Annotated in this window: 15 protein-coding genes; 10 read left to right on the top strand and 5 right to left on the bottom strand. The window is 70.4% G+C overall.

All coding sequences use genetic code 11. The features are described from left to right. The first annotated feature begins 307 nt into the window (after positions 1-307). Positions 308-1,351 carry a LacI family DNA-binding transcriptional regulator gene (locus tag ACIRP7_RS31860; RefSeq protein WP_403666213.1) on the top strand — a complete coding sequence of 348 codons (1,044 nt, stop codon included), beginning with the start codon at positions 308-310 and terminating at the stop codon, positions 1,349-1,351. Here ACIRP7_RS31860 and ACIRP7_RS31855 read toward each other — a convergent pair. Next, positions 1,334-5,293, bottom strand: a complete 3,960-nt coding sequence (locus ACIRP7_RS31855; RefSeq protein WP_403666212.1) for a glycosyl hydrolase — start codon at positions 5,291-5,293, stop codon at positions 1,334-1,336. The genes ACIRP7_RS31860 and ACIRP7_RS31855 overlap by 18 nt on opposite strands. Positions 5,294-5,532: 239 nt before the next feature. Between ACIRP7_RS31855 and ACIRP7_RS31850 the strand changes: the two genes are divergently transcribed. Further along, positions 5,533-6,816: an MFS transporter gene (locus tag ACIRP7_RS31850; RefSeq protein ID WP_403666210.1), complete on the top strand. Its 1,284-nt coding sequence runs from the start codon at positions 5,533-5,535 to the stop codon at positions 6,814-6,816. Positions 6,817-6,841: 25 nt separating this feature from the next. Then, positions 6,842-8,314 (top strand): arabinose isomerase, encoded by a 1,473-nt coding sequence (locus tag ACIRP7_RS31845; protein ID WP_403666208.1) that lies wholly within the window; start codon positions 6,842-6,844, stop codon positions 8,312-8,314. Positions 8,315-8,397: 83 nt separating this feature from the next. On the opposite strand, the gene ACIRP7_RS31840 is transcribed toward ACIRP7_RS31845, so the two are convergent. Then, entirely contained in the window at positions 8,398-9,129 is a 732-nt protein-coding gene (locus ACIRP7_RS31840; RefSeq protein ID WP_403666206.1) for a FadR/GntR family transcriptional regulator, read from the bottom strand. Between the two features lie 289 nt (positions 9,130-9,418). On the opposite strand from ACIRP7_RS31840, the gene ACIRP7_RS31835 reads away from it, so the two are divergent. From ACIRP7_RS31835 to ACIRP7_RS31810, 6 genes are read left to right on the top strand one after another with little or no spacing between them, the layout of a single operon-like run. Beyond that, a complete protein-coding gene (locus ACIRP7_RS31835) occupies positions 9,419-10,315 on the top strand; it encodes a proline iminopeptidase-family hydrolase (RefSeq protein ID WP_403666204.1) in 897 nt (298 codons plus the stop codon). A 17-nt stretch (positions 10,316-10,332) separates the two neighbouring features. Then, positions 10,333-12,054, top strand: a complete 1,722-nt coding sequence (locus ACIRP7_RS31830; protein ID WP_403666202.1) for an ABC transporter substrate-binding protein — start codon at positions 10,333-10,335, stop codon at positions 12,052-12,054. Next, complete coding sequence (locus ACIRP7_RS31825; protein WP_403666200.1) at positions 12,042-13,067, top strand: ABC transporter permease; 1,026 nt, start codon at positions 12,042-12,044, stop codon at positions 13,065-13,067. Before ACIRP7_RS31830 ends, ACIRP7_RS31825 begins: the two co-directional genes overlap by 13 nt. A 2-nt stretch (positions 13,068-13,069) precedes the next feature. Then, on the top strand, positions 13,070-14,038 hold the full coding sequence (locus ACIRP7_RS31820) for an ABC transporter permease (protein ID WP_403666198.1): 969 nt from the start codon (positions 13,070-13,072) through the stop codon (positions 14,036-14,038). Beyond that, a complete protein-coding gene (locus tag ACIRP7_RS31815) occupies positions 14,031-15,038 on the top strand; it encodes an ABC transporter ATP-binding protein (RefSeq protein WP_403666196.1) in 1,008 nt (335 codons plus the stop codon). The genes ACIRP7_RS31820 and ACIRP7_RS31815 overlap by 8 nt, the downstream gene beginning before the upstream one ends. Then, on the top strand, positions 15,035-16,057 hold the full coding sequence (locus ACIRP7_RS31810; protein WP_403666194.1) for an ABC transporter ATP-binding protein: 1,023 nt from the start codon (positions 15,035-15,037) through the stop codon (positions 16,055-16,057). Before ACIRP7_RS31815 ends, ACIRP7_RS31810 begins: the two co-directional genes overlap by 4 nt. A gap of 73 nt (positions 16,058-16,130) precedes the next feature. On the opposite strand, the gene ACIRP7_RS31805 is transcribed toward ACIRP7_RS31810, so the two are convergent. The 3 genes from ACIRP7_RS31805 to ACIRP7_RS31795 form a co-directional block, all read right to left on the bottom strand. Then, on the bottom strand, positions 16,131-16,601 hold the full coding sequence (locus tag ACIRP7_RS31805; protein ID WP_403666192.1) for a carboxymuconolactone decarboxylase family protein: 471 nt from the start codon (positions 16,599-16,601) through the stop codon (positions 16,131-16,133). Between the two features lie 115 nt (positions 16,602-16,716). Then, positions 16,717-17,340: a restriction endonuclease gene (locus ACIRP7_RS31800; RefSeq protein ID WP_403666330.1), complete on the bottom strand. Its 624-nt coding sequence runs from the start codon at positions 17,338-17,340 to the stop codon at positions 16,717-16,719. 222 nt (positions 17,341-17,562) lie between these two features. After that, positions 17,563-18,621 carry a glycoside hydrolase family 5 protein gene (locus ACIRP7_RS31795; RefSeq protein ID WP_403666190.1) on the bottom strand — a complete coding sequence of 353 codons (1,059 nt, stop codon included), beginning with the start codon at positions 18,619-18,621 and terminating at the stop codon, positions 17,563-17,565. A gap of 148 nt (positions 18,622-18,769) precedes the next feature. Here ACIRP7_RS31795 and ACIRP7_RS31790 point away from each other — a divergent pair, with 148 nt between their 5' ends. Beyond that, positions 18,770-19,816 (top strand): LacI family DNA-binding transcriptional regulator, encoded by a 1,047-nt coding sequence (locus ACIRP7_RS31790; protein ID WP_393601966.1) that lies wholly within the window; start codon positions 18,770-18,772, stop codon positions 19,814-19,816. Positions 19,817-20,002: the final 186 nt, after the last annotated feature.

The raw sequence follows: 20,002 nt of genomic DNA, 5'->3' as shown, positions 1-20,002 counted from the left end.
CTCGAGGAGGGGGGACACCGGATGGAAGCACGCCGGGCATGGACACGGCCACTCAGCCGACCGCGTCTCACGGCACGTTCCGGTCGCCGTCTTCACCGGGGTCGCCACATGATCACCCAACCCACCCGCTTCTTCACAGGATTTGCAGCAGCAGGGTCCCGGTCCGGTGCGGCCATGGCCACTCTTCGGTCTCCGCGTGGCCGGGGGGTGAACGGTGTGCAGGTTCACCGGATTTTCGATGCGCCTCACTCCTGGCCCCTGGGACGGAAAACGTTTTATACGCGACCGGGGTAGACTTGCGTCGCCCATGGGGAGCAGCGAGGGGGTGGACGTCATGTCGGTTCGCCCCGCCCGTATCCAGGACGTCGCGGCCGCCGCCGGGGTCTCGGTCTCCACGGTGTCGAACGTCCTGAACCGGCCCGAGCGGGTCAACGCGCGCACCGCTGAGCGGGTCCGCGTCGCGGTCGCCGCACTCGACTACGTCCCCCATCCGGGAGCCGCCGGTCTGCGCACCGGCCACTCGTCGTCGATCGGCCTGGTGCTGCCGGACGTGGCCAACTCCTTCTACTCGCGCATCGCGCGCGGCGCCGCGGACGCGGCGTACGAGCACGGCTACTCCCTCGTCCTGTGCGACAGCGGGGACGCGCCGGAGCGCGAGCAGGGCTACTTCACGATGCTCATCGAACAGCGGGCGGTCGGCGCGGTGGTGGTCCCGCTCAGCGCCGACCCCACACGCCTGTCGCGGCTGCGCGAGCGCGGCATCCCGCTGGTGCTGGCGGACCGCGCGATGCCCGCCCAGGAGGGCTGTTCGGTCTCCGTGGACGACATCGCCGGCGGCCGCATCGCCGTGCAGCACCTCCTGGACCGCGGGGCCCGCGACATCCTCGTGGTGAACGGCGAGCGCACGATCCGTCAGTGTGCCGACCGCTACCAGGGCGCCCGTCAGGCCGTGCGCACCCGGCGCGAGGCCCGCCTCGGCCAGGTCGTCGCCGAGGAGATGACGGTGGCGTACGGCAGCGAGATCGCCCACGGCCTCGACGAGCTGCCCGACGGCGTGTTCTGCACCAACGACTTCCTCGCGGCGGGCCTGTGCCGGGCGCTGGGCGAGCGCGGTGTGAAGGTCCCGGAGGACGTGCAGGTGGTCGGCTACGGCGACCTGGACATCGCGAGCATCGTGGGCACGCCCCTGACGACGGTCCGCCAGCCAGTCGAGGAACTCGGCCGGGCGGCCGTCGAGATGCTCCTGGACGAGGTGGAGGCCCGCGCGGAACACGCCCATGAGGCAAGGGTGTTCGCGCCGGGACTGGTCCTGCGGGACTCCACGCGGGCTTCCTCAGACGCGCCTTTCTAGCCGCACCGGCCCCAGCAGCCCCGAGGGAAGCTGGGAGGGGAAGGCCCAGGCGGTCGGCGTGGCCTCGGCGAGGTACGGGGCCAGGGTGTTGTGGACGGTCACTTCGAGGCGGACGGTACGCCCGGCGGTGCCGCTGAGTTCGAAGCGGTACGGCGCGCAGAACGCCTCGCCGACGGGCTCGCCGTCGACACACACCTCGACACTGCCGCGCACCCGCCCCAGATCCAGCACCGGGTCCGGCCCGGCCGGCACCTCCAGGGTCCGGGCGTAGGTCACGCCCCCGCTCCAGCCGCCCAGGCCCAGCTCGCCCCACTCGCCCAGCGGCAGGGGCGCCGGTACCGTCCGCACCCGTACGGGTCCCCGCCAGGCGGAGCCACCGCGCAGAAAGGCCGTGGGGGCGGTGACGACTTCACACTCGGCCGCCTTGCCGAGTGGCCGGTCCAGCGTCAACTCATGCTCGACGAGGGACAGTTCGGGGCCGCCGTCGATCCTCACCCGCGCGGGAAGCTCCAGGGGCAGGTCGAGTGACACGGTCCCCGCCGGCAGGGTGAACCGGAAGCGCTGCTCGGCCTCCCGGAGCTCGTCGGTGGACCGCAGCGGCAGTACGGCGGAGCCGAGCACCGGGGCACCGGCCAGCCACTCGGCCCCGGGCAGCGGGTGCGGCCGTACCGCGGCGGCACAGTGCTGCAACTCCCCCCAGCGGCCCTCGTGTTCGACGGTCCGCCCGTGCCACTCCCCCGTCCGGGCTTCCCAACCCGGGCCGCTCACCAGCGCAGTCGTGCCCGCCACGAGGTCGACGTAGATCCCGTCCCGCGCATCGGTGCTGTCGACCACCAGGTCGAGGACGTGATCGCCGCCGTCCGGCGTCAGTTCGTGCCGGAAGAACGCGGGGACCGCGCCCCAGTCGGACTCGTAGTACTCGACCTTCTCCTGCCGTGCCACGACGGCTCCGTCCAGCAGCACGGTCACGCCCACCGCGGCGCCCACGACGAGGACCGCCGCCGCTCCCCGGTCCGGGGCGGTGATCCGGCCGCGGTAGGTCACGCTGCCGTCCGGTCGTACGCCGTCGGGCAGGCGCATGAACAGCGGTCGCGGCGCGAACCCGTCCGGGCGGGACAGACAGAAGTAGCTGCCCAGCGGGGTGTCGGCGGCGCCCGAGATGGTCTGTGGCCGGTCCTGGGCGTCGGACAGCTCGTACTCCAGCACGTTGCGGGCCCGTCCGACCTCCACTCGGGCCGACGCCAGACAGCCGCCGCCGCTCTCCAGCAAACTGCCGTTCCACCACACGCGTTTGACCGCCGCCGCGCCGACATGCAGGTCGGCGGGCCCGCGGTGGTCGGTCTCCACGACGGCCCTGACCCGGGCGACCGTCCCGCTCACGGGCACCGGAACCCGCACGAACTCCTCCGGCACCAGGCCCTTGTTGCCGAGCAGACCGTCGGGGTCCGGGATGCCACGACTCGACGAGTACAACGAGACACCCCAGTCCGCCGGAGCCAACTTCCGCTCCCCGGAAAGGACTTCTTCGACGGCGGCACTGTCCAGAGGCGCCGGCGCCTGCGCGCGGGGCACGGGCGCCAGGAAGCGGACACGGTTGCCGTAGGTGGCCCGTGCCGGCTCCCAGGAGGCTTCGGTCTCGGTCCACCGCATGGTCCAGATCTGCGGTTCGGCGACGGCGGAACCCGCGGGCAGGGCCAGGTCGCCCCAGGTGTTGTCCATGGTGGGAGCGAGACGGCCCTCCCAGCCGGTCGACAGGTCGACAAACTCCCTCGACCCCGTGGACGGCGAGGGTACGTCGTCCACCGGAGGCCCTTCACGCCATACGACGAGGGCGGCGGGGGCGCCCTCCAGCGGCACCTCGATGGTCGAGACGCCGTCGGTGACGGTGACGTGTCCGGGGCGGCGGGTGCCGGTCGCCGGGTTCCAGATCTCGGCCTCGGCGACCGGGGCCCGCACGGTGACGGAGGAGGTGCGGGCGTAGCGCGCGGGGTCGATCTCGTGGCGGTCCCCCGGCGGATGCGTCCGGGCGTCGGGGAAGGCCCCGGTGACCAGCGCGACCGCCGCGTCGCCCTTCCTCCTGACGAGCAGCGGCACCTGGCCCGTCGCGTAGCCGGCGGCGTCGGCCACCGCCGTGGCACCGGCCTCGGCGTCGGTCACCCGCTCCAGGCGCGGATGGTCCAGCAGCGCGGCTACGACGGAGTCGTCGCCGGCGAGCCCGGCCGCCCGTGTCGGAGGGCGGCCGACGACCACGACCCGTCCTCCGGCGTCGAGGAGTTCGGCCAGCCGGCGGGCCGTCTCGTGCTCCAGGACGCTCGCCGAGGGCAGCAGGACCGCGGTGTACGCCAGATCCCTGATGCGCAGGGCCCCGTCGCCGGCCTTGGCGCCCTGGATCGAGGCGTCGTCGATGACGTCGAAGGAGATCCGATGGCGGTCGAGGGCGCCCACGGCGGGCCCGAGCCAGTTGTTGGTGCCGCACAGCTCCAGGTAGTGGCGCTGGGTCTCGTCGACGTCGGCGTGGGTCTCGCCGAGGCGGCCGTCGCCGAAGTGCTGGACCGGGGCGTCGAGGGGGATGAGGGACTGCATCGTGGCGGTGGGGTGCAGAACCGCGACGTCGGCGCTGTAGGTGCCCCACGACAGGATCGAGCAGATCCGGGCGACGGCCCGGGAGAACGCGGGGTACTGCCGCCAGTAGGGCTGGCGCCAGTCGGTGGACGGCGGCGCCCACTCGAACCAGCCGCCCGCGGTGCCGAAGTAACTGGCGTGCGGGTTGTAGAGGTTGGCCCCGCTGCGCAGGAACGGCAGCAGCCAGTCGTAGGTCTCCTCCAGGGTGCCGCCCCAGCCGGAGGAGTGGAACGACTCGATCCAGACGCGCTCGTGGCCGTAGAGGTGGGCCATGGAGGAGTGGACCTTGGCGTCGCCGTGATGGTCGCTGCCGGCGGCGCTGTACCAGCGGTGGGTGCGGAAGTAGTCCGTGTAGAGCTGCGTCGACTGGGCGGGGAAGCCGGATCGGGCGGGGTGGCTCTGGTCGCAGCCCAGGAGCAGGCCGCGCTCCTCGTGCCAGGCGGCGAGGGGACGGAAGAGGGCCTCTTCGGTGAGTTCGGCGCGGACGGCGTAGTAGTCGGCGCGGATCCTCCCTGCCCGGTCGGAGTCGTCCCCCGTGAAGAGGGCGGGAAGGTGGTCGAGGAGGTCGTAGCCGCGCCGGGAGCGGAACTCCTCGGGGAAGCGGCCGGTCCAGGAGTTGGTGGCGGGCAGCTCGTCCTGGAAGCTGCCCGCGATGACATTGCCCAGGTGGTCGGGTACGCGGCGGTCGTACTCGTGATGGATGGCATCGAACAGGAGTCCGACGGCTGCGGGGTTCAGATAGTCGAAGGCCGTGGGAACGGCGAGGACCAGGCGTACCTCGGTGCCGTCGGGGGCCTCGATCCGTGGCGGTCCTCCATGGCCGGCGGAGCCGGGCCGCCCCGACGCCGTAGCGACCGTCAGGCGTGCGCCCGTGCCGTCGTACGCCCCCAGCAGCGTCTCCGTGCCCTTCAGCGCGACCGCGCCGCCGGTGACGACCGCCCGGCGCGAGCGCAGGGCGCGGCCCGCCGCCTCGGGGTGCCGGCGGGTGATGCCGCCCTGGACGTTGGCGCCGGAGAAGCCGATCTGGTCGTAGAACCACAGGCGCGTGCCCAGGTCCCCGGCGATCTCGCAGGCGTCCTGGAAGCGGGCCCACCACTCCTCGCCGAACCACACCGGGTCGTCGGTGCGGGCGCCGAAGGTCGGGCCGGCCGGTGCCAGGTTGATCACCACGAGGTTGTGGACGCCGCCGTCCGCGAACCGGCGCAGCTGCCAGGCCAGACGGTCACGGGTGACCTTCGCGCCGGACCACCACCACAGCGGGGTGGGGCCGAAGTCCCGGGGCGGGTTGTCGAACAGCTGTCGCAGGGCTGGAGAGATCACGGATGGGTCCTTCCGAGTACGGCCCGGACACTCTCACGGATCAAAAACGTTTTACGTCAGCCTCACCGTAGGACACCCCCACGGCCCCCACCAGAGCTGCGGGGCCGTCAGGTCGTTTCCACGGATGGCCGCATGACGTCTTGTTGGAACGTTTTTACCCTCCTATAGTCGCTGGACATCGGCCGAGAACAGCGACGTCCCCCTCCGCTCGGACCCCTCTCCCCAGACGGAGCCGCATCATGGCCCGAACCTCGCCTGCCCCGAACCAGCCGGAACCGCCCATCGAGAAGCGCCTGTGGAAGGTCGCGGGCCTCTCCGGCATGGCGTCCTACCTGGATGCCGCACTCATCGTCAGCATCGGTGTCAACCTGGCCATCTACCGCGACGCCTACGACATGGGCGTCTGGATGGCCGGTGCGATCAGCGCGATCGTCACCATCTGCATCGCGGTCGGCTCCCTGGTCGGCGGACGTCTCGCCGACGTCTTCGGCCGCCGCCGCCTCTACAACCTGGACATTCTCTGTTACGCCGTCGGGGCGATCATCATCACGCTGGCGCCCGACGACATCACCCTGCTGGTGGGTGTCCTGCTCGCCGGGCTCGCGGCCGGTGCCGACCTGCCGACGTCCCTGGCCGTGGTCTCGGACGCGTCCCCCGACCACGCCCGGGGCCGGCTCATCGCCTTCACGCAGGTCATGTGGATGCTGGGCATCATCGTCGTGGTCTTCGTCGGCTTCGCCCTGTCGGACACCGGCATGCTCGGGGCCCGCCTCATCACCGGCCATCTGGCGGTCGCCGCGCTGGTCACCTGGCATCTGCGCTCCCGGCTGGAACTGGCCACCGGGCCGGATCCGGAGCAGGACCAGGTCCCGGCCGAGCAGGGTGTCGCGCTGAAGAACGTCTGGACCCGGGCCGCTCTGGTGCCGATGCTCGCGACCTTCGCCTTCTACGTCACCTGGGGTCTGGGCGCCAACACCATGGGCCAGTTCACGACGTATCTGCTGGTCACCGTCAGCGGGGCCTCGCAGAGCGTGGCGACCGGCATCAATCTCGCCTGTCTCCCGATCGGTCTGGTGCTGACGCTCGCCTTCGTCCGGATCGCCGACGGCCCACGGCGCGACCGGATGTTCTACGTCGCCACGGTCGTGCAGATCGCGGCCTTCGCGATCGCCTCGCTCACCGTGGGCGCCATCGTCGGCTTCCTCGTCTTCTACATCCTCTACCAGCTGTCCTATCCCTTCGCGGGTGAGGCCAACTACAAGGTGTGGTCGCAGCTGACGCTGCCCGCGGAGACCCGGGGCACCACGCAGGGGATCACCTACGCCGTCTCCCGCGGGGTCTTCGCGGGCGTCGCGTTCGTCACGCCCGCGCTGCTCGACCGGAGCCCCAGCGTGCTGCTCTGGGTGATCACCGGCTGCATGGCGCTGTCGGCCGTCGCGGGTCTCTACATCGTGCGTGTCCTCGTTCCCCGCTCGTCCCCGGCCGCCACCGCGCCGGCGGACGTCAAGGTCGCGCAGGCCTGAACCGAATCCCGAAGGAGCGCCGACCATGGCGACGACCGAATCCACCACGACGTACGCCGGTGAACGGGAGGCCGGTCTGGGCGAGTTGCTCCCGCCCGTGACCCGGCGCCGCCCGCGGATCGGGCTGGTCTCCGGCGGGCTCGGCACGTACTGGCCGCAGTTCCCGGGACTGCTGCCCCAGTTGAAGGAGTCGGCGGCCTATGTCGCCGAGCGGCTGGGGCAGTTGGACGCGGAGGTGACGGACGCCGGGTTCGTCTCCGACGCACAGGAGGGCGCGGCCGCCGCCGAACGGCTCCGGCAGGTGGACTGCGATCTGATCGTGCTGTTCCTGACGACCTATCTGACCTCGTCGATGGTGCTGCCGATCGCGCAGCGCACGCACACACCAGTACTGGTGGTCGACCTCCAGCCGTCCGAGCGGATGGACCACGTCTCCTTCGACACCGGCGACTGGCTGGCGTACTGCTCGCAGTGCTCGGTGCCGGAGGTCGGCAACGTCTTCCGCCGGGCCGGTATCCCCTTCCGGTCGGTGTCGGGCTGGCTGCGGCAGGAGTCGGCGTGGCGGCGCATCGAGCGGTGGGTACGGGCCGCGCACGTCCGGGCCGCGCTCCGGCACGCCCGGCACGGGCTCATGGGGCATGTGTATCCCGGGATGCTCGACGTGCAGACCGATCCGACGCTGCTGTCGGCGACGTTCGGCTCGCACGTCGAGGTGCTGGAGTTCGACGATCTGCGGCACCGGGTGGAGAAGGTGACGGAGGCTCAGACCCGGGAGCGGGTGGAGCTCGCCCGGCGGATCTTCACCGTGGACGACAGCGTGGTCGACGAGGACTTCGCGTGGGGCGCGACCGTGTCGGTGGCTCTCGACCGGCTGGTGGAGGACTTCGGCCTCGACACCCTCGCGTACTACCACCGGGGGCTCGACGGCGAGCAGCACGAGCGGCTGGGCGCGGGCATGATCCTGGGTGCCTCGCTGCTCACCGCCCGGGGTGTGCCCGCGGCCGGTGAGTTCGAACTGCGCACCAGTCTCGCTCAGTTGGCCTCGCAGAGCGTCGGCGCCGGGGGCTCCTTCACGGAGATCCAGGCGCTGAACTTCGAGGACGGGGTGGTGGAGATGGGCCATGACGGACCCGCCCACCTCGCGCTGAGCGCCCGCGATCCGCTGCTGCGCGGCCTCGGTGTCTATCACGGCAAGCGCGGCTGGGGTGTCAGCGTGGAGTTCGACGTCCGGCACGGCCCGGTGACCCTGCTGGGCCTCGGCCAGGACGCCGACGGCAGCCTGTCGTTCATCACCTCCGAGGGCACGGTCGTCCCCGGGCCGCTGCTGGAGATCGGCAACACCACCAGCAGGGTCGACTTCGGCCGAGACCCCGGTGAATGGGTGGACGCGTGGAGCGCGACGGGGGTCGGGCACCACTGGTCGCTGGCGGTGGGTCACCACGGTGCGGATTTCGGGGCCGCGGCGAGTCTGCTGGGGATCGATCACCGGGAGGTCTAGGGCCCTTCTGATGGATCTCCGTGGAAGACGGAGCGGCGTGCGGTGAGCGTGTGTGCCGGGCGTCGCGACGCCGCGGAGATCCATCAGAAGGGCCCTGGTCCCGGTCGGGGAGCCTCGGCCGCCCGTACCCGGGCCAGGACCTCCCGGATCATGTCGGCGCTGATCATGAAGTGCTCCCGGGCTATCCCCTCGGCGCGCTCCGGCTCGCCCGCCGCGACGGCCTCGTAGAGCGCCGTGTGCCCGTGACCGGCCCGTTCATGGTGGGAGCGCTCGCCTCTCCCCCAGGGTTCGATCGGGAAGCCCAGACTGACCCTGGTCAGCAGGTCCCGGCTGAGCCGGTCGATCTGCGGATTGTGGGTGGCGGCGCAGATAGCCCGGTGGAACGCGCTGTCGGCGGCCTGCTCCTCACGGGGTGTGGCGGCGGAGAGATGTGCCGTCAGGGCCACGCGCATCGGCTCCAGGTCCTCGGGGCGCCGGCGCCGGGCGGCCGTCGCGGCCACCATGCCCTCCACCAGCCCGCGCAGGTCGAAGAGTTGCTCGAACTCCGCCCAGCGGGGCAGCAGCGTACGGCGGACCGCGGCGCCGGAGGACTCGGTCCAGCTGTCGCGGACGAAGGCTCCGCCGTTGCGGCCCCGGCGGATCTCGATGACGCCCAGCGACTGGAGGCGTGCGACCGCCTCGCGCACGGTGGGGCGGCTCACGTGCAGCAGTGCGGTGAGCTCGCGTTCGGCGGGCAGCCGCTCGCCGGGCAGGAAGTCTCCGACGGCGATCGCGGTGAGCAGCCGGTCGGCGACCTCGTCGACCGCCGAGTTCACCCGGACCGGACGCAGCGAGGACGACGGACTGTCGCCGTGAAGGACACGGTCGAGAACGCGAGAGAACTCGTCACCGGGTTCAGGTGCGGATGTCAGTTGTCCTCCCGCAAAGTCGTCGCTCCTGTAAACGCGCGCGGGCCACGTGAACCCGCTGTTACTTCTTGCCCCCACCCCGCTAAAAGGTCTTGTGGAGTGACCTTTTAGCCCCTCACTATCGCATCCATCCGTCACATCCCAACGATTTTCAGACAGCGGTCGGTTGGTTCCGACCGGTCTGGGAGGCTTCCGCGTGGCGATCCCCGAACCGAACCACACCGGAACCGTCGACTTCAACGGCCATTCCACCTGGTACCGGATCACGGGCGAACCGGGCAGGACACCCCTGGTGGTCCTGCACGGCGGGCCCGGCGCCGGCCACCACTACACGCTCAGCATCGCGGGGATCTCCGAGCAGGGCCGCCCCGTGATCCACTACGACCAGCTCGGCACCGGGTTCTCCACCCATCTGCCCGGCAAGGGCGCCGACTTCTGGACCGTCCAGCTCTTTCTCGACGAACTCGACAACCTGCTCCGGGAGTTGGGCGTCGCGGACGGCTACCACATCCTGGGCCAGTCCTGGGGCGGCATGCTCGCCGCCGAGCACGCGGTACGCCGCCCGCCCGGGCTGCGGGGACTGGTCATCGCCAACTCCCCGGCGTCCATGCAGCTGTGGCTCAAGGCGGCCGCCGAACTGCGCGCCGAGCTCCCCGAGGAGGTCCAGCACACCCTGCACGCCCACGAGGCGGCCGGGACCACGGACCACCCCGACTACCGGGCGGCCGAACAGGTCTTCAACGAGCGCCATGTGTGCCGTCTGACACCCAACCCGCCCGAGGTGCAGGCCACTTGGGACAACATCGCGGCCGATCCGACCGTGTACCACACGATGAACGGACCCAATGAGTTCCATGTCGTCGGCACCCTCAAGGACTGGTCGGTCATCGACCGGCTCCACCTGATCGAGGTGCCGACCCTGCTGGTGTCCGGGCGCTTCGACGAGGCGACCCCCGAGACCCTCCGTCCCTTCGCCGACCGCATCCCCGATGTGCGCTGGCACATGTTCGAGCATTCGAGCCACATGCCGCACGTCGAGGAGGAGGACCTCTACCTCCGGGTCGTCGGCGAGTTCCTCGACTCCACCGACTGACCCGGGAGTTCCCAGCCATGTCCCGCAACGCCGGACGGGGCGCGCTCGCCGCCGCCACCGTCGCCCTCACGCTCACCGCGGCCGCCTGTTCGTCCTCCTCCGACCCGGGCTCCTCCTCCGGTCCCAGCGCTTCCACCTCCGGGTCCTCCGCGTTTCAGACCCAGCACAAGGGCGGCACCCTGAAGCTCGTCGCCCACGCGGCCGCGGGCAGTTTCGACCCGCAGGTCAACTACACGCTCCAGTACTGGCAGTTGTTCCAGTCGATGTACGACGGGCTGCTCGCCTTCAAGAAGGTCGACGGGCAGGAGTCCTTCACCGTCGTCCCCGACCTGGCCACGGCCATGCCGAAGGTGACCAACGGCGGCAAGACCTACACCTTCACGCTCCGCAAGGGCGTCACCTTCTCCAACGGCAAGGCCCTGACCACCGACGACGTGGTGGCGTCCTTCCAGCGCATCTTCAAGGTCTCCAGTCCCACCGCGGGCACCTTCTACAACGGCATCGTCGGCGCCGACGCCTGTCTGAAGACACCGGCCTCCTGCACCCTGCCCCAGGGCGTGATCGGAGACGCCAAGGCCAACACGGTCACCATCAACCTGACGGCCGCGGATCCGGAGTTCGAGTACAAGCTGGCGGTCCCGCACGCCGTCGTCGTACCGAAGGACTCGCCGACGAAGGACGCCGGGACCAAGCCGCTGCCGTCGACCGGGCCGTACATGGCGGCCTCGTACGACCCCAACCGGGCGCTCGAGCTGGTCCGCAACCCGCACTTCGAGGAGTGGTCGCGTCAGGCGGAGCCGCAGGGATATCCCGACGCCATCGACTACACCTTCGGCCAGACCGTCGAGTCCGAGGTGACCGCCATCGAGAACGGCCAGGCGGACTGGATGTACGACGCGCCGCCCGCCGACCGCCTCAACGAGATCGGCACCAAGTACGCCTCGCGGGCACATGTGAACCCGCTGACGGCGTTCTGGTACGCGACGCTCAACGTCAACATGGCTCCCTTCAACAACAAGTTGGCGCGTCAGGCGATCAACTGGGCCGTGGACCGGTCCGCCGTGGTGCGGCTGTACGGCGGCACCAATCTCGCCTCTCCCGCGTGCACGGTCCTGCCGCCCGGCTTCCCCGGGCACGTCGACTCGTGTGCCTACACCAAGGGCGGCGGTACGACCTGGAAGGCCGCGGACCTCGCCAAGGCCAAGGAGCTGGTGAAGCAGTCCGGTACGGCTGGGCAGGAGGTCGGCATCGTCGTCCAGGACGACGACGTCAACAAGTCGATCGGGCAGTACCTGCAGAGCCTGCTCACCCAGCTCGGCTACAAGGCGACGCTCAAGCCGCTGTCGGGGAACATCCAGTTCACCTACATCCAGAACACCAAGAACAAGGTGCAGTTGGCCCTGACGTCCTGGTACCAGGACTATCCCGCGGCCTCCGACTTCCTCAACGTGCTGCTCTCCTGCGCGAGTTACCACCCGGGCAGCGACTCCAGCATCAACATCTCCGGGTTCTGCGACAAGGGCGTCGACGCGAGGATGCAGGCGGCGCTGAAGACCTCGGGGACCGACAAGGCGAGCGCCGACAAGCAGTGGGGTGCGATCGACCAGACGGTCATGGCCCAGTCTCCGGTGGTACCGCTGATCAACCCGAAGATGATCGACTTCACGTCGACGCGGGTCGGCAACTACCGGTTCAGCAAGCAGTTCTACATGCTGGTCGGGCAGTTGTGGGTGAAGTGACCCTGCCCCCGTCGGCAGGGGCCCGGCGCTCGCCGGGCCCCTGGCGGACCGCCGCCGGCGATCTGCTGCACAACAGGACGGCGCTGGCCGCCGCCGCGGTCCTGCTCCTCGTCGTGCTGGCGACCTTGTGCGCCCCGCTCTACGCGGACCACATCGCCCACACCGACCCCTTCCAGTCCCATGTCTCCGGCACCACGGTCGTGGACGGAAAGACCGTGCCGGTGCTCACCCCGAGCAGCACCGGCCTCGGCCTCGGCGTCACCCCGATCGGCCCGACCTGGGATCCCGCCCACGACTTCCTCGGCGCCGATAACCAGGGCCGGGACGTGCTGGCCCGGCTGCTGTACGGCGGCCGTACGAGCCTGTTCATCGGGTTCACGGCGGCGCTGCTCACCTGCGTCGTCGGTACGGTCGTGGGAGTCGTCGCCGGGTACGCGGGCGGGGTCGTGGACGCCGTCATCTCGCGGATCCTGGACGTCGTCTGGGCGTTCCCGGTGTATCTGCTGGCCATCTGTCTGTCGGTGGTGCTGCTCACCAACGGTCTCAGGCTGGGCCCCGTCACCGTCGACGCGGGAAGTCTCTGGCTGCCCGTCACGATCATCGCGGCGATCTATGTGCCGTACGTCGCCCGGCCGTTGCGCGGTCAGGTGCTGGTGCTGCGCAACAAGGAGTACATCCAGGCGGCCGTAGGCTCCGGCGCGCCCACCCCGCGCATCCTGTGCCGGGAGGTGCTGCCGAACGTGGTGCCGACGGCGATCGTGTTCGTCCCGCTGATGACCGCGCTCGCCATGCTCACCGAGTCGGCGCTGTCCTTCCTGTCCGTCGGCGTCCAGCCACCCGACGCCAGCTGGGGCACGATCATCGAGGACGGTCTGGGGCTCCTCTACACCCGGCCCGCCGTGACGATCGCGCCCGGTCTGCTGATCGCCCTGACCACGGCCGCGCTCAACGTCCTCGGCGACGGGGTGCGCGACGCGCTCGACCCGAGCGCCCGGCTGCGCGGAGGGGTGTGACCATGCTCGTCTTCGCCCTCAAGCGCTTCGCCTCGGCCCTGCTGGTGATGTTCGCGATCAGCGTGCTGGTGTTCCTTATCTTCTTCGCCACCCCGGGAGTCGACCCGGCGGCACGCATCGCGGGCCGCAACGCCGACCCGGCCACCCTCGCCCAGGTGCGGCACTCCTTCGGCCTGGACCGGCCGATGCCGATCCGCTATCTGCTGATGATGCGTCACCTGCTGATCGACCGGGATCTGGAGTCGTTCGTCAACCGCGGCTCCCGGGTCATCCCGCAGATCATCCAGGCCACCCCCGTGACGCTGTCCCTGGTCATCGGCGCGGCCCTGATCTGGATGACGGCCGGCATCCTCATGGGCACGGCCGCGGCGACCCTGCGCGGCCGGGCCGCCGACCCGCTGATCATGCTGGTGGGCGTTATCGGCGTCTCGCTCCCGGCGTACTGGCTCGGCGAGGTCGTCAACCTCCTCACCCAGAAGCAGCTGCACGACTCGCTCTTCTCCTGGGTGCCCCCGCCCGGCTACGTCGGTCTCGGCCAGGACCCCGGCCAGTGGGCGCTGCACATGCTCTTCCCCTGGCTGACGCTCGCCCTGCTGTACGCCGGGATCTACGCCCGGCTGCTGCGCGGCGAGGTCGTCACCGCACTGAACGAGGACTACGTCCGTACGGCCCGCGCCAAGGGTCTGTCCGAGCGGCGGATCCTGCTCCGGCATGCCCTGCGCTGCTCGCTGATCCCGATCGTGTCGCTGTTCGGCCTGGACTTCGGCGCGCTCGTCGGCGGCGCCGCCCTCCTCACCGAGGTGGTCTTCGGCCTGCCCGGCATCGGCAAGCTCACCTTCGACGCCCTGCAGAACCTGGACCTGCCCGTGATCATGGGCACGGTGCTGTACGCGGCGTTCTTCGTGGTCCTCGCCAACGCCCTGGTGGACATCCTGTACGCGCGACTCGATCCGAGGGCCCGCCATGCCTGAACCGCTGCTGGACGTACGTGACCTGCGAGTGCGCTTCCGTACCCGCCAGGGCCTCGTCACCGCCGTCGACGGTCTCTCCTTCTCGGTCGCTCCCGGCGAAGTCCTGGGCGTGGTGGGCGAGTCGGGCTCCGGCAAGAGTGTGTCGATGCTCGCCGTGCTGCGGCTGCTCACCAACCCGAACGTGAGCGTGTCGGGTGACGTCCGCTTCCGTGGCCGTGACTTGCTCGCCCTGCCCGACCAGGAGATGCGGGCGGTGCGCGGCCGGGAGATCGCGATGGTCTTCCAGGACCCGATGACCGCGCTGACCCCGGTGTACACCGTGGGCTGGCAGATCGCCGAGGCGATCAGGGCGCACGAACAGGTCTCCCGCAAGGAGGCACACGCGCGTGCCGTCCGGCTGCTCTCGGACGTCGGCATTCCCGACGCGGCCTCGCGGGTGAACGCCTATCCGCACGAGTTCTCCGGCGGGATGCGCCAGCGCGCGGTCATCGCGATGGCGCTCTCCTGCAGTCCCTCACTGCTGATCGCCGACGAGCCGACGACGGCACTGGACGTCACGGTCCAGGCGCAGATCCTCGATCTGATGCGGGACCTCAATGCAGGGGGCTCCGCGATGGTGCTCATCACCCACGACATGGGCGTGGTCTCCCAGATCGCCGACCGGGTCCTGGTCATGTACGGCGGCCGGGCGGCCGAGGAGGGTCCGCGGCGGGCGGTGTTCCACGGTCCGCGGCACCCGTACACCTGGGGTCTGCTCGACTCGGTGCCCCGGGTGGGCGGTCCCCGGCTGCGGCGGCTGCCCACCATCGCGGGGGTGCCGGTCGCACCGGGTGGGGTGCCCGAGGGGTGCGCGTTCGCGCCGCGTTGCCGGCTGCGGCACGACCGGTGCGAGGAACGGCCCGTTCTGTCGGGTGACACCCACCTCGACGCCTGCTGGCTGCCGTCCGGCGATCGGGCCGGACTGAGAGTGAGCGCGAGAGACACGGAGGCGACGTCGTGACGGCACAGAACATCGTGGCGGTGGACACGAACGCACCGCCCGCCGGAGAGGTCCTCCTGAGGGCCACGGACGTCACCAAGCATTACCCCGTGCGCGGAAGGCGTCAGGTGCTGCGTGCCGTCGACGGGGTCTCCCTGGCGGTGCGCGGCGGTGAGACCCTCGGCGTCGTCGGGGAGTCCGGCTGCGGCAAGTCCACGCTGGGCCGGTGTCTGGTCCGGCTCACCGAACTCACGGGCGGGCGTGTCGAGTTCGACGGGCAGGACATCTCGACACTGTCCGCTCGACGGCTGCGTCCGGTGCGGCCGGGCATGCAACTGGTCTTCCAGGACCCACAGGCCTCGCTCAACCCCCGGCGTCGTGCCGGGGACATCGTGGCCGAGCCGCTGCTCGTGCACCGGTACGGCAACGCGGCCGCGGTCCGCCGCAGGGTCCGGGAGCTCTTCGACGTGGTAGGACTGGCGGCGGCCCATCTGGACCGTTATCCGCACGAGTTCTCCGGCGGTCAGCGCCAACGCATCGGTATCGCACGGGCCTTGGCGACGAATCCGAAGCTGATCGTGGCCGACGAGCCGGTGTCCGCGCTGGATGTGTCGATCCAGGCGCAGGTGCTGAACCTCTTCGCCGATCTCCAGGAGGAGTTCGGTCTCACGTACGTGTTCATCGCGCACGATCTCGGTGTGGTCCGTCATGTGTCGGACCGGATCGCCGTCATGTATCTCGGTGAGATCGTCGAGCTCGCCGGCACGGAGGCGTTGTACTCGGACCCGGCCCATCCGTACACGCAGGCCCTGCTGTCGGCGGTACCGGACATCGACGACGGGACGTTCGCGGAGGACGGGCCGCCCCGGGAGCGCATCGTGCTGACCGGTGAGGTGCCCAGTCCGGCGGACAAGCCGACGGGGTGCCCGTTCCGCACGCGCTGTCCGTACGCCCAGGCTCTTTGTGCGGTGGAACGCCCGCGGCTCTCGCCGAACGCCTCCGGCCGTCAGGTGGCCTGTCACTACCCGCTCGCCGTTTGAGATGGTGAGGTCGGGCCCGGGGTCTGCAGCCCCCGGGGCCGGTCACCCGGCCGTCAGGTTCAGGTCCTCAGGTTCATCCGAACTGACCGACCACGTAGTCGCCGGCCGGCTGCTGGGTCATGACGTTCAGCCGGTTGAAGGCGTTGATGACGGCGATCAGGGAGACCAGGGCGAGGAGTTGGTCCTCGTCGTAGTGCTTGGCGGCGTTCTCCCAGACCTCGTCCGAGACGCCGGTCCCGTCGGCGAGGCGGGTGCCGTGCTCAGCCAGCTCCAGCGCGGCCCGCTCGGCCTCGGTGAAGACCTTGGCCTCACGCCACGCGGCGACCATGTGGAGACGCTGCGCGGTCTCGCCCGCGGCGGCGGCCTCCTTGGTGTGCATGTCGAGGCAGAACCCGCAGCCGTTGATCTGGCTCGCGCGGATCTTCACCAGTTCCTGGGTCGTCATCGGCAGTCCCGAGTCCGTGACCACCTTCCCCGCGGAGGCGAAGTGCTTCAGCAGCTTGCCGGCGAGCGGGCTGGCGAAGACGTTGAGCCGGGCTTCCATGGTGTGCTCCTTCTGCCGTTGTCGATGGCTACACACCTATGACCGAATGGACCGGCGGATTGTGACAGGCCCAGATGTGATCTGCGTCTCCCTGGGAGGGGTCCTGAGGGGTCCCCTAGCCGCCGTACGCCTTCTTCCAGCGGGCCCGATGCCGTGCGTCGCCCTGACCACGGCCGTTCACCGGGCCCAGCGACACGAGCGAAGCACCGTTGTTCCACAGGCCGAGGAGGTCGCGGTGCACGGCGAGGATGTCGTGCTCCACCGCGAACCTCTCGGAGGGGCCGGTGAAGCGGGAGGTCGTCACGAACACGGCCACGTCGGCGCGGAAGTGCACCCGGGCCCCCAGCAGATCACGCAGCTCGCGGTTCGGGATCGCCCTGCTCGGTGCGTACCGCTTGCACTGGACGACCATCGTGCGGCCGTCCGGCAGCCGCCCGAGGACATCGGCGCCGTTGTCGCCCGCACCGCCCACCCGGCGGACCTCGGTGCACCCGTCCCGCCGGCACAGCCCCGCGACCAGTTCCTCGAACTCGGTGCCCGTCATGACGTCCACCTCGGCGAGCGTCCGGCGGCCCGCGTCCACCGCGTCCTCCTGACGCCAGCGACGGTCCCGGCCACGCAGAAGCCGGTCCGTCCGCCACAGCCACCACCCGATCGCCCCGGCGACACCGACCAGCAGGAAACCCAACAGATACGGCCACACCCTCGCCCAGAACACCACGAGGAGGACCAGCGCCATCGCGCCGCCTGCCGCGCCCCACTTGAACCTCAGCGCCCGCCGTCTGCGAGCGGCCGTACCCCGTCGACGCCTGGCCACGGCGGCCTCCCCCCGGTGTCCCTGTCCAGGAGTCTGGGCAGTGCGGGCGGGCGTGGGAAGGGCGCGAGTCGGCCATGTCCGGACAGCCGCCATGGACGCGGCCGGCCGCGGTACCCGAAGGCACCGCGGCCGCCGGGGAACGGGTCAGCCCTTGACGGGCTTGCCGCGGCCCCAGGCCCAGGCGAGGCGGTCGGCGCCCGACTGGTTGGTGGTCTCCAGCCACGGCCCGTTGGCCGGGCCGACGAGCTTCTGCACCGAGTAGATGTCGTCGGTGCGCAGGCCCGGCCAGTACACCGAACCCATCTTCAGCTCGCGGAAGGTGTCGGTGACGGCCTGGATGAAGTTGACGAAGTTGTCGTCCGGGGTCTTCACGTTGTAGTTCAGACCGGTCGTCATCGGCGCGCCGAACTCGTCCGCCACGGTCCGGTTGGCGCAGTCGCCGATGCGGACCTTCAGGTCGGCCACCCACTCGTCGTAGGTGGCGTACGACTTCCAGAAGCCGTAGTGGTGCAGCGACAGGTAGGTGCCCTTCAGGCGCGGGTCGGCACAGACCGTGGTGACGTGGTCGTTGTAGCCGGCGCCGCTGACGAAGACGCGGTTGCGCGGCACCGACTTGTAGGTGTTCAGCCACTTCGCGGCGATGTCGGCCCACTGGGTGTCCGTGTAGCCGTGCGGTTCGTTCATCGGCTCGAAGTAGACCCGGGCGTTGTTCTTGTAGGCCTTGACGACGGTGTTCCACATCGGCCAGTAGGTGGCCTCGTCGTCGATGAAGCCGTCCTTGCGGTCGCCCGTGCCCTCCCAGTAGGACACGATGACCTTGAAGCCGTGGGCGGTCGCCGCGTCTATGACGCCCCGGTACGACTTCCAGTACGAGCCGTTGACGGTGTACGGGTTGATCGGCAGCCGGACGGTGTTGGCGCCGAGGTTCGCGCGGAACGCCGAGATGATGCGGCTCGCCTTGGTGTACGTCTGGGCGTAGGTGTCGGTGGTCGACAGGCCCGACAGCTGGAGCTCGTCGTCGGCGAAGTTGTCGCGCGGGTCGGCCCAGTTGACGCCCTTGAACTGGGTCGTGTCGGTGGTCGGCGCGGCGGCGGAGGCGGGGCTGCCGGTGAGGGTGGCGCCGCTGACCGCGGCGATCGCGAGGGCGACGAGCGAGGCTCGCAGCCTCGGGGCGCGACGGGTGCTGACGGGGGTCTTGCGCATCGACCAAACCCTTTCGGAATGACAGCATGTTTACGTAAACATGACGGCGCCGGAATCGTGGCATCCGCCTCGGCGACCGTCAAGGTTTCCCACACGTAACATCCGGTGCGACACGCAACACGTTCGTGTGCGGACGAAGGAGGCAGCAGTGGTGGAGCGGGGAGGTTCCGGTGTCCCCGGAGGCCGGCGCAAGCAGCGCGTGTCCATGGCGGACGTGGCCAAGCTCGCGGGCGTCTCCTCGCAGACCGTCTCGCGGGTCGCCAACGGTCAGCCCGGGGTGATCGATTCCACGCGCGAGCAGGTGCTGGCGGCGATGCGGGAACTGGGGTACCGGCCCAACAGTGCCGCGCGGGCGCTGCGGTACGGCCAGTTCAACACCATCGGCGTGATCCTTTTCAGCCTGTCCTCCACGGGCAACAGCCGGACGGTGGAGGCGATCGCCACCCACGCGGCGGCCGAGGGGTACGCGATCACCCTGATCCCCATCGACGTCCCGACGCAGGACAACGTCCTGGGCGCCTTCACGCGCATGGGCGAGCTGGCCGTCGACGCGGTCATCGTCATCATGGAGATCCATCTCCTCGACACCGGGACGGTGCAGCTGCCGCCCGGGGTGCATGTCGTCGTGGTGGACTCCGACGCCGGCGACCGCTACAGCGTGGTCGACACCGACCAGGCCGACGGCGCGCGGCAGGCCGTACAGCATCTGCTCGACCTGGGCCATCACACCGTGTGGCACGTGACCGGCCCCCAGGAGTCCTTCGCGGGGCAGCGCCGGACCCAGGCCTGGCGTGCGGTGCTGCGGGAGGCCGGGCGGCCGGTGCCGCCCGCGCTGTACGGGGACTGGTCGGCCGAGTCCGGTTACGCGGCCGGGCTGGTGCTCGCCGAACCGCCGGACTGCACGGCGGTGTTCGCCGCCAACGACCAGATGGCGCTGGGCCTGCTGCGCGCCTTCCACGAGCGGGGGCTGTCCGTGCCGTACGACGTCAGCGTGGTCGGTTTCGACGACATCCCCGACGCGGCGTTCTTCGTGCCGCCGCTCACCACCGTCCACCAGGACTTCGCGGAGGTGGGCCATCGCTGCGTGCAGAAGGTGCTTCAGCAGATCCGCGCGGGCGGAACCGGACAGCCCGGCACCGACCTCGTCCCGACCCGCCTGGTGGTGAGGGCGAGCACCGCGTCACCGCGGGGGTGAGTGGGGTGGCGGATCTTCGTGCATGATCCGACCCCCTGTGTGGCGGTGCTTGCCGTCGGCCTGGTCGAAAAGTACCGGTGCCCGCTCCTGGTCACCGCACCTTCTCAAGGTCGCGCCCGAGGCCCTGGTGCGGCGGATCGACGCGCGGCGCTGCTCTGGCCGGCCACGTGCTCGTCCGCGTTGGTT

Origin of the sequence: Streptomyces sp. NPDC102270 (assembly GCF_044766405.1) — a bacterium.
GTDB lineage: Bacteria > Actinomycetota > Actinomycetes > Streptomycetales > Streptomycetaceae > Streptomyces.
Note: the sequence above shows the minus strand (reverse complement) of the source record. Positions and strands in the feature narration are given on the sequence as shown.

Coding starts and splice junctions, on each gene's coding strand:
- ACIRP7_RS31815 (WP_403666196.1), top strand. CDS start 14,031: ATGCCTGAACCGCTGCTGGACGTACGTGACCTGCGAGTGCGCTTCCGT.
- ACIRP7_RS31795 (WP_403666190.1), bottom strand. CDS start 18,621: ATGCGCAAGACCCCCGTCAGCACCCGTCGCGCCCCGAGGCTGCGAGCC.
- ACIRP7_RS31845 (WP_403666208.1), top strand. CDS start 6,842: ATGGCGACGACCGAATCCACCACGACGTACGCCGGTGAACGGGAGGCC.
- ACIRP7_RS31805 (WP_403666192.1), bottom strand. CDS start 16,601: ATGGAAGCCCGGCTCAACGTCTTCGCCAGCCCGCTCGCCGGCAAGCTG.
- ACIRP7_RS31820 (WP_403666198.1), top strand. CDS start 13,070: ATGCTCGTCTTCGCCCTCAAGCGCTTCGCCTCGGCCCTGCTGGTGATG.
- ACIRP7_RS31860 (WP_403666213.1), top strand. CDS start 308: ATGGGGAGCAGCGAGGGGGTGGACGTCATGTCGGTTCGCCCCGCCCGT.
- ACIRP7_RS31850 (WP_403666210.1), top strand. CDS start 5,533: ATGGCCCGAACCTCGCCTGCCCCGAACCAGCCGGAACCGCCCATCGAG.
- ACIRP7_RS31800 (WP_403666330.1), bottom strand. CDS start 17,340: ATGGCGCTGGTCCTCCTCGTGGTGTTCTGGGCGAGGGTGTGGCCGTAT.
- ACIRP7_RS31830 (WP_403666202.1), top strand. CDS start 10,333: ATGTCCCGCAACGCCGGACGGGGCGCGCTCGCCGCCGCCACCGTCGCC.